Source organism: Akkermansiaceae bacterium (genome assembly GCA_024233115.1).
Taxonomy (GTDB): Bacteria; Verrucomicrobiota; Verrucomicrobiia; order Verrucomicrobiales; family Akkermansiaceae; genus Oceaniferula.
This window is the reverse complement of sequence record JACKQB010000001.1, coordinates 627,370-639,760: the sequence shown is the minus strand read 5'-3', so window position 1 is coordinate 639,760 and position 12,391 is coordinate 627,370. Positions and strand designations below refer to the sequence as shown.

Here is a 12,391-nt window from a genome sequence, read left to right as displayed (position 1 = left end):
AACCGTCGTCACCCCTCTGTGCGATCTTCGAGTAGAGGACTGTACATCATGATGGCATCGTTTTTGACCAGCAACTGTTCCGATTCATTGCCTTCGGGATCGGTTTCAATCCTGACTATTTCGTTGTGCCGCGAATAGCCACCCCAGAACTGTTGTTTGATCCGGTGGTTCCGCTCTTCCACCCGGTAGGAGTTTTCCAACCGGCACTCACAAAGGAGTCGACCGTGCAGGTATTTCTCATCGAGCCACAGCTCGACTTTAAAATCGTAGATCGTATCGTTGAGCACTTGGAGGTCGATGTGGTTATAGGAAAGCGTCGCACCGGCACCGAAGGGAACCGTGCGGTTGACATCGGGAAAAACATCATATCCATGCCGGTAACGCTCGGTCACGGTGAGTGGACTGTGGGCAAAGAGCCAGAACAGCAGGTTCCCTAACTGGCAAAGTCCGCCGCCGGTACCGCTGGCCATTTGCCCCTGCTTTAAAACCAGCCCATCGAGGTATCCCTTCGCCTTGGTCGGCCTGCCGACATTTCTCCAGACGGAAAAAGTCTCGCCGCGGTGGATGACCATCTGGTCGAGATGCGCAATGGCAAGCTCCAGGTTGGTCCGTTTGTTGCGCTGCAGTTGCATGTCGACATCCCTCAGCTTGCGAAGAATGGTAGAGCGGTGCTCGAATACTGTCTCGCCAGCAAATGAGCCGTCATCTTTCTGTGCCCATTTTTTACCACCGAATTTCCAATCGAGGTGGCGCCTGAGGATATAGAATTCCTTTCCAAGCAACTGCCGAATCTTGCTGCGCTTGATGGGTTCAGGGATGGAGGTCACACGCAAAAATTGTTAGTCACCATGATAACACCAGTGCCAGGGTTCGTAGGAAAAGCCATAAGTATTGTCGCGCGGATAGGTCATCGTGAAACCAAACCTCGTGGCGTTCCGCTCGAGCCAGTCAAAGGCGGAGGATTGCTCGAACTCTGCCTCCAGAACGGCTTCGCCGGGTGCCGAGACATCGATTGCCCGACCGGTGTGGTGTTCACTGAATCCTGGAGGAGCGGATACGGCGAAAATCTCATCATTCCCCTGGCCTGCTAGAAACTTGGCACGGACAATCTCCGCCTGTCGGGCAATACTGCGGAATGCCGACACGATATAGAGCTCGACGCCATCACATTGGGCGGCCTGTTTCATGGCCTCCCAGGCGGCACACGCAGCGGGAACCAATTCATGGACCCGACCATCCTCGTCGACCTGAACCGTCTCCAGTTCATCGGCATCCGCAAATGGCACCAGCCCACGCCCGGTGAAGTCGCTTACGGTCAGACCAAGTTGCTCGAAAATTTCCTGTGATGCCACGTCCATTGTGTCGGCGTTAATTGTCGCACGCCATTCGGTTTCATCAATCTTGTTTTTATCGGGACTAGATTTGCCCTGATCGTTAGCGAGGATTGGGCTGGATTAATTTTTGTGTGATATTCATGCTGAGGGGTTGTAAATCCATCGCGTTGATCGCTTACGGTGATGGAGCAACGATGTTCTGGCGTTTTTACCTGCTCATTCTCAGGCTGGATTGCTCCCAACTCCCAGTCGACGGCGTTGTCCTTCCTCCTCCCCGGCACGGGAGGTCTTCAACCGGAACTTTTTGCGCAAGGCGGCTTCAGGCCTTTGGATACATCAGCCGGTGATCCGGCATCCATTCCTCAAAGATCTGCCGCCAAGCTTTCATCCTCTCATGACAGATGTAAACCACCGCCTTGAGTTGGCGGGCATGACGCTTGATTTCCATGGGCAATAACAACAGCCGCTGCATCACCGTGCGCGGACGCTTGGCCAGGTCTTTTTCAGGCAACACCAACAGCTTGAGGGCCCCGAGGATGTTGTAGGCCAACGCCCCGAGGCTATACCATCCGTCGTTGGCGCTGAGACTGTGGCAGGGCGGCCTGTGAAGCCCTAGATCACTGAGCACTTCGCCAAAGCGGCGTTCACACTCACCCTTGAGCCGGTGACGTTCAAAGGCTGCCCTGGATTGGGCCGCTGTGTGACCCCGTCCTTCTTCAACTTCGACGAAGCAGTAGCTCCAGAACATGTCGTCTTCCCGTTTGTGACGCAGGGCCGCAAAGTTATGCGCTTGCCTACAGCCCGAGGGCTGGTGTCTTACCCAGCTGTAGGATACGAGATGTTTGATTCCTCCACGCCAGTGGGTAAGTTCGGACTCGCCCCAACTTTCCTCGGGAAGTCCTCCGGCCATGCGTTCCAGGGGACTTGTCCATTTGTTGTAGCTGATGCTGTGGCGGGTGAAGTGTTTGGCCGCGTGTTCAAGATCCTCCCCGTCACTGCTGCCGCTGTCGGCGTAGAGATAGTGTTTTCCTTTTTTACGCAGCTTACCGCTGTTAGCGCAGAACCTGCCGAAACACTCGCTTACTCCGCGCTGTCCCCCGAGTTCGCATTCGAGGATGAGAGGCCCGGCCCACAACGTCTGCCAACCAAGCGATACATCCCCCTTGTAGTTGATTGCGGCACCTTCAAATTTTTTACCGCTGACTTCGATCTGGGTATCATCGAAAAACCATTCGAGTTCGTTGCCACCGTAGCTGTATGTATTGGCCGGAGCCGTCTTGAGCACCCATGTGCAAAACCGGCGGTTGATCGCCTTGAGGGCATCAAGGCCCGCGGGGTCCAGAGCCCGGAGCCATTCGCCCAGGGCGCTCTGGTCGGGCAGTTTTTTTATTCCTAACAGCCTTAGCAGTGCCTTGTCTTCATTGAGAGCCTCCGCATCCGCCAGGCTGCTTCCTCCTGTGCAGAAGTTGTAGAGAAAGGTGCTGATGTAGACTTCGGGATCAAAGCCCCGGTTGCGGTTCTTGCGGTGCTCGAGCTGCGGGTAATCACTGATCCAGCCCATTAGTCCGCTTTGCCGGATCAAGCCGACAATGGCCAGTTGCCCTCCATGCACCGAGCATGATTCCGAGGTTCTTAGCTCCATTGCAAACTTGCGCGGCTTCAGGGAGTAGTGTCGTGACATGCCCCCTTATACACAATATCAGTCAAAGTTGCAAAATCACCTTCAGGGTGAATCATCCCCAGCGTCGCTAATGATTAGGGAGATTTGGGGAATTCCTGGGTTGATGCCTGCGGCGCTGGACAGAAATTACAGAATCAACAGAATTTTTTTCATGATAAGCAGGCCGTATTTGTATCCAAACACGCATTCCACAGACCATTCAGCCTTCTGTAATCCAGCTATTTGAAAACCCAATTCTGTCAATTTTGTGAATCCTGTCAAAAAAACTAACTTAACCCATCAGGCTCTTCCTCTTGCCCTGCATCTGAGGGAATCGATGGCTCAGGAGTTTCCTCGCTTTCACGCATCGCCTTGAGGCGTTGTTCGTGGTCGTCGAGGATGAACATGGATCGTTTGAAATCGATCAGACCGGTGAGTTTTCTGGCCTCTTGACGCGAGCGGTCATCGATGTGGAGCACCATTTTCCCCATATCGACTCCTGGGATGTCTTTGACCAGCACGGGGTTGGATATCCGCAGGACGATCCGCCGGACCTTGAACCATTTTTTAACCAGCTCGACGTGCTCGATTTCACCATAGGGCAGGTCGATGGTGGTCATCTCCCCCATGCCACCTTTAAAGACACTGCCTTTCATACGCCAACTGAGGGAGACGTGTTCAGGTAAGAAACGCAACTTCCCAAACACCTCATCCTTCCCCAGTGGGTCTGTCGCGGGAATGTGGAAGTGGATACTAACGGGGTCGATTGATATCATCGCCCCAGCAGCATAAAAAAAATAACGCAACGGGCAAGTGGATCTTTGCCCGCGCGCTATTTAGAGATGGATGAAGCAGGTTGTCTAGTTGACAGCCACGGCATCAGAGCCGGTTTCGCCGGTACGGATACGGATGGCTTGTTCAACAGAAGAGATAAAGACCTTGCCGTCACCGATCTTGCCGGTGTTAGCGCTCTTGACGATGGCCTCGGCCACGGTGGCTGAATCTTCGTCATCGACGATGATTTCAAGTTTCACCTTGGGAAGGAAATCAACGGTGTATTCACTGCCGCGGTAGATTTCGGTATGGCCTTTTTGGCGGCCGAATCCTTTGACTTCAGTGACAGTCATTCCCTGGACGCCTACGTCGGCGAGGGCCTCTTTGACCTCTTCAAGTTTGAAGGGTTTGATGATGGCTTCGATTTTTTTCATGATGGTCGGTAGTTGGTAGTCTATGGTTTGTGACTCTTATGGCAAGCAAGCATCGTGCCAATTTTGATACGTTCGTCAAAAACTCGCTGTTATGATCTATTTCCGGGCAAACCGCCCGCCGGGAAGTTGCCTCACCAAGCCTTGTATTTCAAGCTTTAGTAGGGTCACATTCACTTCGGGGAGAGGTAGCAGGGTGCTTGCCAGGATTTCGTCGATGCGCAAGGTTTCGCCACCGAGGGCGTCATAAACACTCTTTTCCGCCCCCTCCAGCCTGGCTAATGCGCCACAATCTGGTGAGCCATCCCCGGCTGGGGACGTTGTATTCCCCAAATTGGCCGGGGCATCGCCCAGGGACAGCACGGAGATATCATCGAGAATATCCTGGCCGCTGGTGACCAGCGTGGCACCCTCGCGGATCAGGGCGTTACAACCCGCCGAGCTTGGGCGGTCGATTTGGCCGGGAACCGCGTAAATGGGTTTACCCAGTTCCCCGGCGAGGTTGGCGGTGATACGGGCACCCGACCACTCGGGGCACTCGACAACGATCACCGCCTTGGCCCACGCGGCAACAATCCGGTTGCGCATGGGGAAGGTTTTTTTACTCGGTGCCGTGCTCAGGGGGAATTCGGAAACAACCGCACCGTAACCCGAGGCAATTTTCCCAGCCAAGGCCATGTTCTCAGGCGGATAGACCTGGGCAAGCCCTGAGCCGATGACGGCTATCGTCCTGCCATTCGCGGCAATGGCACCCTCGTGGGCATGTGTATCGATACCACGGGCGAGCCCCGAGACGATGGTCAGGCCACTGCTCGCGAGCTGGAAAGCAAACTGGCGTGCCGTCTGGATGCCGTAATGGGATGTCTTTCTGGAGCCCACAATGGAAAGGGCATGGCGGTCGGCCTCTTTCAGCTCGCCCCAGACATAAAGAACCAGTGGCGGATCATAGCTCTGTCTGAGAGCCGCCGGATACTCCTGGTCGGCCTGGGTCACAATCGTGAGGCCCCGGGCCGTCACCTCCTGCATCTCGGCGGCCAAATCAATGCTGTTTTCCCAGCCACTGATAATCTCGGCCGTCTCCGTCCCAATTCCCTGCACCGCCATGAGGCTGCGAGCGGACTCGCGCAACACCGCCTCGGCCCCACCAAAATGATCCATCAGCCGGCGCACCCGCACCGGCCCTATCCTGGGTAGCATATTCAGTGCAACGAGAGCTTCACGGGGGGTCATGTGAACAGTATATGTTTTTAGTCTTCATTGCCAAACACCAAATTGAAAAACCGATAGGAAAAATCAGATGGCTTGTTTCATCAGGGTGCACCCTGTGATTGATGTGTTGAGGCAGAACCCTGCCGTCCTCGACGTGGAGTTATGCCCAAGCCCCCAGACCTCGATGTCCTTCTACTCAGCACCCGACTCATCCCAGGCAAATGACTGGGATTACGAGGAGTTCGTCCATGGCCCTGCCGGGGAATGGATTAAAATAAGAATCCGTCTCCGTGATTAAGGCCGGTCATCAGGGCCATAAAAAACCTCCCTGCATCACACAGGGAGGTTTTTGGAAAAAAAGGAAAAATAAAGGAATAGTAGAAATCCGGATGGTTTCCAGATGGGGGCAAGCTGGGCCTATACTTTGAGCTTGGGCTTGCCGGCGCGGCGCACGGCACCGAAACGCTTCTCGAACTTGTCGATACGACCCTCGGTATCCACAAACATCTTGGAGCCTGTGTAAAAAGGGTGGGAATCGGAGGTGACACCCATCGAGATGATGTAGTGGTCAACGCCGTCGATTTGCTCAACATTGTCTGACTTGGCAGTGGAGCGCGTGATGAAACGCACACCAGTGGTCATGTCCTGGAAAGCAACGGGGTGATAGTCGGGATGAAAATCTGTTTTCATGGTTGGATTAGGTTACTGCCACCACGTTTCCGGCGCGGCGGGAGGTGGAAAATGCATTATTCAGACGAGCTGTCAAGTCGTTACCCGCGAGGAATCAGACTTTTTTCGGATATTTTCCGGGGCTTCTTTATTCCAGCCTCTTTTCGCATCGTTGCAATATCGAGTGACTCGATCCATTGTTGGAGGTTTTCCCAAACCCCGTGGAAACCATACCCCCCCTTGACCATTTCCTGGATCGCCTCTTCCTTCGTCCAGCCTTGGACGGCCATGCGGTAAACGGCACAAAGGGCACCCGTCCGGTCCGCTCCGTGCTGACAATGGACGAGAACCGGTGTGCGTTTGGGGTCTGTCGCGATTTCAAGGAAACGGATGACATCCTCGCGCTCCGGGTGCCACGCTTTCATGAAAATGTGTTCGTATCCGAGCCCACTGTTGCCAATTTCATCCCGGTCGGAATGGAAGGTCCGGAGGTTGATGATGGTGGCAACCCCCTTCTGTTTGAGATTCTGCATACCTTGCGCTGAGGGCTGGGCACTGCGGTAGATGTTTGCGTTGATCTTGTGGAGATTGGGGACCCCGTCGAGCTTCACAGGCTGTGCCCAGGATTCCGGGCGCGCCTGTAGCCCGTTAACCGGGAGGATCAAGAGGCAACATGTAAAAATAGTGAGCATTTTTTCCATAGGCGCAATGTGTCGCTCATTGACCGCGGAGTAAATACGTTTTTTCCGAGGCTTTAAGGGGCGTGTCTTGACCTTGGCTCAGACGCTGTGCCCCCCTGTTAGCGTTGTTTACAATTATTCCACATCGACCTCGCGGAGGATCAGGGCCGTGGCTGTTTCATGGAGAGGCTGGGCAAATTCCAACCTCAGATAGCGCATTTTTACAGGCTCGGGCAGAACGATGGTCCTTGTAGCTTGGAAAGCCTCCCAGGCTGTTTGCGCCACAGTCCGGGGAGTCTGGTCAAGCGTATTACTCGCTTTGACCGTACATTGTTTGGCTGCTGTACGGTCATTAAAAAACCCTAACCTAACGGACCGGAATTCGGTTTCCTGGCCAAGGTCGATGACAATGAAGTGAGGATAGCCCTTGGCGTCCTGGCCGACATCGGTCAACCAGCTGTGGGTCGGTGAGTGGTCGATGGCATAGCTGGCGCGGCGGATGGCCTCGGCCGGGTCCTTGTGGCCGGTGGCCGCGAGAATGCGCCAGCCCGACTTGGCGGGGCCGTATGATTGCGTCGTTACCTCCCCAAGCCGACCCGAGGAACCGGACGCGCGGGCTTTGATCGTTCCGCCGTTGGCAAAATCAAAATCACCGGTATAGATCGGAGCATCTTTCCCCGGCTCCGTGCCATCGACCGTGTAGCGAATTTCCGGCCCGGGAATCCGGCAGGCCAGACGCACCTTGCCATCCTTGTTTCGCCGGATGAGGACAGGGTTGGGCTCTGTTTCGAGTTGGGAAACATCCAGCCAACTACGTTTTTCGCCTCCGGTGATACACAGCGATTTTTGGGGCGCGGCAAACACAAGCGCATAGGTGGCATTGATGAGATCGTCTGTTCCCATGTAGGGGGCACCCATATGAGGTGTGGTAAAACGCAGTCCGTAGCCGGGCTCCCATGCGAGCGCAAACCACCAGCCGTAGGCATTGAACACCTCGTGAAAGGCATCCGGGTTACAGAGATTCAATGCCAGCAGCCCGATCGATCCACCTGGTTCACCGTAGGCGTGGGAGTTGCGAATCCATGGGTGATGGCCGCGCATGAAACCGATCATGGCCGTTTCCATATCGGTGCGTTCACCGCGCAGGTGTGCGGCCATGGCAAAGAGGCCCGAGCGCGACCAGAACTGCCCTTTATCTTTAAACGATGCGTTGTATCCCAGCGAGCCATGCCCACCTTTGGCGGGATCCGACCAGGAGTATTCCATGTAGGGAAGCAGGGTTTTCCACAAACCGGAGGAGACACCACATTTTTCCGCAAGGGCGTCCAATACGAGGGCGTGACATGCGGGGGCGACCAAGGCTTTTTGCCCGTAGGGAAGTCCACCGACACCATGGCCGAGGCACGCCATACCCCACTTGCTGGTGTGTGTCCCGCTGTGAATCCAGTCCAATATCGACGCAATCCGTGGCAGCACGCGTTTGTCACCGGTGGCAAGATAGTATTCGCAGTAAAGGATTCCTGCATAGGAGCTGTGCCAGAACCCAAGGTTGCCAAAGTTTTCCGGCTCCGGGTATTTGTTGAGCATCCCGTCAACCGCTTTTTTAATCCTTGGTGCGTGCCTGGGATCCTGTGTCGCCAATAACGCCAAGGCGGAAAAGGTCGTGCGGATCGGACACCCCCAGCTGCCGTCGGGCCGCTGACTCTTTTCGAGAAAACCAATCATCTGCGCATGCAGTGCCTCCTTGTCCTTGCCTGCAATGAGCGTATCAAATGGCATCGACTGGGTAAGTTCGCAGGAAATGGGGAACGGCTTCCCTTTCCGCAGAATGACCAGCTCAACCATCCCCTTGCCCAGCGGGGGGTTTGCCGACCATGCCGCTGTGACCGCCCTACCTAACACGGCTTCATGACTATGGTAAAACCACGCCCACCCCGGGTTGAGGTCATTGACCGGGAGCGGGGTTTTATTAACGCCGATGATCCTGTCACCTTCCTTGAGCCCGGCCCTTTCTGCTGGCCCGCCTTTCGTGACACTGATCACCGTGAGAACATTCTGCCGGTGCTCGGTCATACCGTTGAACCCCAGCGAACCGGCTCCTAACAAATCGGGTCCGGAACCCCCGTTGGAGCGACCGAACAATTTACCCGAAGGGGCACTGTGAAGTCGGCACAATGACACTGCCGAGATGACCACCGGCGCACTACCGGCCGCGGTCAGCCTGAGTTCCACCTGCTTCCCCTCAAGTTCCGACATGGTTTGCACCGGAACCTCACACCATACCCTTGTCACCTTGAGCGCATCGGTATCTGTGGCGTAGCGTGCCCTTCCTGTTAGCGATGCCTTCATCCGGCCATCTTCAACGGTGTGCAGGGTAAGCTTGAATGTGCCTATCCCCCGGATGCCCGAGGTATTGCTGGCTCCCGTCCCACCGACCCCGAGGTGGTCCAGGCTCAGCAGGCCCGACCACTCACCTTTGGCTTTTTTCTCCTTGTCGGTAAGGGGAGGGATTGCAAAACGGGTGGTCAGAGTGACGCCACGCGACAGGGCGACGTGTGCCATTTCCTCCCCCTGCCTGTTTTTTCCGACCCACTTTCTACAATCGTCCGCTTTGCCCCCGGTTAGCTTCCACTTCGATGGTAAACCGGGCTCGCTGGCAAGAACCTTCTTTGCGGGAGCCAGCGATGGGTTGGGAATGTTGAATTCCATTGCACGGGCCGGGATCGCAGTCATCAAGACTGGGACAACCAGCAGGAGATAATGTGGTCTTCTCATAAGCAGCATCTATATCCTGTAACGCTTGAACAGGCTTGGTCCTTTCACCCCCGGAGGTCTTCCAGAAAATGTACCCCGGTGGAAAGCAGGGTAACCGCCAGGGCCCTGGGTTAAGAACCTCAATCAAGATCCCTATAACGGATCTTCCGACAGCTTGACCGAAGACCAAGTTACCCACCACCACCCGCTCATAAGTGGACTCGTTGTAACGCGCGGGGGAAGATCACCTGAAACTCAGATCGCGGGTGATAATAACATTCCCACCCACTTCGGCAAGAGGGCGTTTTATATGTTAGTCCGCATTTCATCTCCTGCTTCAGCCGCTACAGACCATCGTATTCCTTAATGAGCGAATTAGAAAAACCGGAGCAACTCGTCCTTCTGGGACGGCTCTCTTTTGGCAAGCAGGATAAATGTATTCTCCCTGTCCTGCCAACGGGCCACGTTCCAGTTCGTTGCCCTACAATGATAGCAGTCCCTTTTCTTAACCTCACCTAGCGCCGGCAGGTCGCGGTCGGAGATATAGGCATTTTTCACAATAATCAGGTGCAAAGTCCCCCCATCGTCCTGGCGAAAACAGACCAAGGAGGCTTTTTTATCGCCCGGAAGCACCATTTCCTTGCAGCCGAGACTTTTCATCTTACGGAGCCGTTCTGGAATGTTGGATGGCGTAGGCAACTCATGATTAATCAACCATGTATTGATGCTCTCTGGATCGGAGCCCTTCACGTCCAGTTCAAAACCCGCATTCAGCAACCGTCCCGCCTCCTGCTGCACTTCGTGGGACGCAAAGAGGCGGTCTGGCGAATCGTCTGAAGTCAACTGGAATGCCAACAACGCACCCAGCGCGACGGCTGCGGCAATCGTGGCTACCTTTGCCCAAGCGGAAAACCAACTCCCTTGCCAACTGGCTTGGGAGGCACTTGGTGTCACAATGTTAGACGGCTTACCTTTCGTTGCGCCCTGCTCACCCTGGCGGCTTTCCATATTCATGGCTACCAGGATCTGGTCCCGTAAGCCTGCCGGTGGTTGGACCTCTCCCATGGCGCTAATGAGAAAATCATCCATGGCCTCGTCGATCGACGGGTCACCGGGTTTCTCGCCACGCATAACAGCCAGGATGTGCTGCCTCAGCTCCTCGGGTATTTCCACTTCTGCCAGGGCTGCGGCAAATGCGGCGTCGGCAGCCCGCTCGTCGGCGAGCCACTCACCCAGTTCACGATCTTCGGTAGCCAGCCGCAAGGCATCTGCGAAGTCGGCTGCAGCGGCATCCGCCCCATCCGGGCGGAAGCTTTGTAAGATGAATTTGGCTTGTTCCTTATCCATGGTTCTCAAGGGTTTCAGAGGTAAGTTGAATGACTTTCCGGGGGGCGCTGGACGGCTCTGCCAGCATCTTTTTTCGCAGTTGTTGTTTACCCCGGGAAATACGCGACATCACGGTGCCGATCGGCACATCGAGAATCCCGGCGATCTCTCTGTAGCTGTGTTCTTGAAGATAAAAAAGAGTCAGGGGAGCTCGGTAATTCTCTTCCAACTGCCCGAGCAGATAAACCGCGCGTTTACTGTCCAGCTGCCTGCCACTATCCTCCTCGTGGGCCGGCAATTGGTATTCGATATCATCAATATCGCTGTCTGAATACCTCTGCTGTCGGCGCGACAGTGCCAGGTGTTCTCTGAACAGGGTCGTAAAGAGCCAGGTCTTGGCCTTGCTCCGGTCCTTCAGTTGATGGCCTTTTTGCGCCCAAATACAAAAAGTTTGCTGCACCAGGTCTGACGCGCCATCGGGATTCCTTGCCAGGGAATAGGCAAAGCGATAGAGCGGCTTGTAGTGCGCATCGACTAGTTCTTCAAACTCGGACATGACGCCATCTAAGATGGCACAGACGGATAATTATTCCCGTTTTATTTCACCCTTTTCCGCAGAGCTTGCCCTCGCCGGAATTTTTCACCTCTCAATCAGCGCCCTGATCGCGCTGACGGGCACACAGTTCCGGATCACCATCTGGAACGGCCCTTGTGTGTCGGTCTTCTTTTTGGGCGGATAATAAATACTCTGGGTGCTGGCCACCATACCCACCACATTACCGGCAGAATCCATTACCGGGCCTCCGCTCGACCCGCGGGCAAACTCGGCCGTGACCGCCATGATTGATGGTCCATCCCCCTTGGGAACACGTTTGCGGTAGTAGCGCGACACCTTACCTGCGGTGTAAGTATAAAAACGGGAATCGGGGTGCGCGATGATGTGCAAATCACTGCCCACGTTCGCATCCGGCCCCAGGGGCAGGGGTTTGAATCCAGATCCGGCGACCTTGAAAATCACCACGTCATCACGTTTGCTGGCAGCGAGGATTTCGGTGACGGGCGCCACTTTCCCATCGCGTGTCCTGATGCCAAAACCAGCGACCTCCTTGCCGTCGAATACGTGATAATTGGTTACCATCACGCCATCCTCGGAAAGAATCCATCCCGTCGCCGCCCCGGAGTTATGCCAGTTGTCGCACTTACCGCATTTATAAACCGAGGCTATGGCGATCACGCTGTCGGCACACTGGCCGTAGAGGTTGTCGAGCGCCTTTGACGACGCCCTATCCACTTTGACCGTGCATTTCCTGCGCTCGAGCTGTGGTGTCAACTTTTTGGAGGGAGATGCTTTACCACCGTCGACCAGTGCCCCGATGCCCTCCGACAAGGACTTTATGATAACGGCATCATCGACGGTTTCGGGGGCCGCATGACCAACGGACACGGCCAGCCCTTGGGCAATCAACGAGAATCCCAATAGGGCCGGCAGGTGGTTCGGTAAATATTTCATCACTGTGTGGGAATAAGCGATAGCCCTACTGGCTTTCGTCTGAG

At 55.2% G+C, this 12,391-nt stretch carries 13 protein-coding genes; 1 reads left to right on the top strand and 12 read right to left on the bottom strand.

Features of this window, described 5'->3' with window-relative positions; genetic code table 11:
- Positions 1-8: 8 nt before the first annotated feature.
- The 6 genes from H7A51_02725 to dprA all read right to left on the bottom strand — a co-directional run bounded on the left by H7A51_02725 (position 9) and on the right by dprA (position 5,429).
- The gene (locus H7A51_02725) at positions 9-827 is read right to left on the bottom strand and encodes a VanW family protein (protein MCP5535130.1); all 819 of its coding nucleotides are present in this window, start codon (positions 825-827) and stop codon (positions 9-11) included.
- Positions 828-839: 12 nt separating this feature from the next.
- Positions 840-1,358 (bottom strand): M15 family metallopeptidase, encoded by a 519-nt coding sequence (locus tag H7A51_02720; GenBank protein ID MCP5535129.1) that lies wholly within the window; start codon positions 1,356-1,358, stop codon positions 840-842.
- A gap of 295 nt (positions 1,359-1,653) precedes the next feature.
- Positions 1,654-3,015, bottom strand: a complete 1,362-nt coding sequence (locus H7A51_02715) for a transposase (GenBank protein ID MCP5535128.1) — start codon at positions 3,013-3,015, stop codon at positions 1,654-1,656.
- 266 nt (positions 3,016-3,281) lie between these two features.
- Positions 3,282-3,770: a hypothetical protein gene (locus H7A51_02710; protein MCP5535127.1), complete on the bottom strand. Its 489-nt coding sequence runs from the start codon at positions 3,768-3,770 to the stop codon at positions 3,282-3,284.
- Between the two features lie 84 nt (positions 3,771-3,854).
- Positions 3,855-4,202, bottom strand: a complete 348-nt coding sequence (locus H7A51_02705) for a P-II family nitrogen regulator (protein MCP5535126.1) — start codon at positions 4,200-4,202, stop codon at positions 3,855-3,857.
- 96 nt (positions 4,203-4,298) lie between these two features.
- The gene (gene dprA, locus H7A51_02700) at positions 4,299-5,429 is read right to left on the bottom strand and encodes a DNA-protecting protein DprA (protein MCP5535125.1); all 1,131 of its coding nucleotides are present in this window, start codon (positions 5,427-5,429) and stop codon (positions 4,299-4,301) included.
- 67 nt (positions 5,430-5,496) lie between these two features.
- Here dprA and H7A51_02695 point away from each other — a divergent pair, with 67 nt between their 5' ends.
- On the top strand, positions 5,497-5,706 hold the full coding sequence (locus H7A51_02695) for a hypothetical protein (protein MCP5535124.1): 210 nt from the start codon (positions 5,497-5,499) through the stop codon (positions 5,704-5,706).
- A gap of 119 nt (positions 5,707-5,825) precedes the next feature.
- On the opposite strand, the gene H7A51_02690 is transcribed toward H7A51_02695, so the two are convergent.
- The 6 genes from H7A51_02690 to H7A51_02665 all read right to left on the bottom strand — a co-directional run bounded on the left by H7A51_02690 (position 5,826) and on the right by H7A51_02665 (position 12,347).
- Positions 5,826-6,098, bottom strand: a complete 273-nt coding sequence (locus H7A51_02690) for a type B 50S ribosomal protein L31 (protein MCP5535123.1) — start codon at positions 6,096-6,098, stop codon at positions 5,826-5,828.
- Between the two features lie 80 nt (positions 6,099-6,178).
- Positions 6,179-6,769: a dual specificity protein phosphatase family protein gene (locus tag H7A51_02685; protein MCP5535122.1), complete on the bottom strand. Its 591-nt coding sequence runs from the start codon at positions 6,767-6,769 to the stop codon at positions 6,179-6,181.
- 123 nt (positions 6,770-6,892) lie between these two features.
- Positions 6,893-9,532, bottom strand: coding sequence for a chitobiase/beta-hexosaminidase C-terminal domain-containing protein (locus H7A51_02680; GenBank protein ID MCP5535121.1), 2,640 nt, complete (start codon positions 9,530-9,532; stop codon positions 6,893-6,895).
- 354 nt (positions 9,533-9,886) lie between these two features.
- Positions 9,887-10,858, bottom strand: coding sequence for a hypothetical protein (locus H7A51_02675; protein MCP5535120.1), 972 nt, complete (start codon positions 10,856-10,858; stop codon positions 9,887-9,889).
- The gene (locus tag H7A51_02670; protein MCP5535119.1) at positions 10,851-11,393 is read right to left on the bottom strand and encodes a sigma-70 family RNA polymerase sigma factor; all 543 of its coding nucleotides are present in this window, start codon (positions 11,391-11,393) and stop codon (positions 10,851-10,853) included. Before H7A51_02670 ends, H7A51_02675 begins: the two co-directional genes overlap by 8 nt.
- Before the next feature lie 84 nt (positions 11,394-11,477).
- Positions 11,478-12,347 (bottom strand): trypsin-like peptidase domain-containing protein, encoded by an 870-nt coding sequence (locus tag H7A51_02665; protein ID MCP5535118.1) that lies wholly within the window; start codon positions 12,345-12,347, stop codon positions 11,478-11,480.
- Positions 12,348-12,391 lie beyond the last annotated feature (44 nt).

Excerpts from the sequence above, each read along its gene's own strand:
- H7A51_02720 (MCP5535129.1), bottom strand. The coding sequence starts at position 1,358 with ATGGACGTGGCATCACAGGAAATTTTCGAGCAACTTGGTCTGACCGTA.
- H7A51_02715 (MCP5535128.1), bottom strand. The coding sequence starts at position 3,015 with ATGTCACGACACTACTCCCTGAAGCCGCGCAAGTTTGCAATGGAGCTA.
- H7A51_02710 (MCP5535127.1), bottom strand. The coding sequence starts at position 3,770 with ATGATATCAATCGACCCCGTTAGTATCCACTTCCACATTCCCGCGACA.
- H7A51_02705 (MCP5535126.1), bottom strand. The coding sequence starts at position 4,202 with ATGAAAAAAATCGAAGCCATCATCAAACCCTTCAAACTTGAAGAGGTC.
- dprA (MCP5535125.1), bottom strand. The coding sequence starts at position 5,429 with ATGACCCCCCGTGAAGCTCTCGTTGCACTGAATATGCTACCCAGGATA.
- H7A51_02695 (MCP5535124.1), top strand. The coding sequence starts at position 5,497 with ATGGCTTGTTTCATCAGGGTGCACCCTGTGATTGATGTGTTGAGGCAG.
- H7A51_02690 (MCP5535123.1), bottom strand. The coding sequence starts at position 6,098 with ATGAAAACAGATTTTCATCCCGACTATCACCCCGTTGCTTTCCAGGAC.
- H7A51_02685 (MCP5535122.1), bottom strand. The coding sequence starts at position 6,769 with ATGCTCACTATTTTTACATGTTGCCTCTTGATCCTCCCGGTTAACGGG.
- H7A51_02680 (MCP5535121.1), bottom strand. The coding sequence starts at position 9,532 with ATGAGAAGACCACATTATCTCCTGCTGGTTGTCCCAGTCTTGATGACT.
- H7A51_02675 (MCP5535120.1), bottom strand. The coding sequence starts at position 10,858 with ATGGATAAGGAACAAGCCAAATTCATCTTACAAAGCTTCCGCCCGGAT.
- H7A51_02670 (MCP5535119.1), bottom strand. The coding sequence starts at position 11,393 with ATGTCCGAGTTTGAAGAACTAGTCGATGCGCACTACAAGCCGCTCTAT.
- H7A51_02665 (MCP5535118.1), bottom strand. The coding sequence starts at position 12,347 with ATGAAATATTTACCGAACCACCTGCCGGCCCTATTGGGATTCTCGTTG.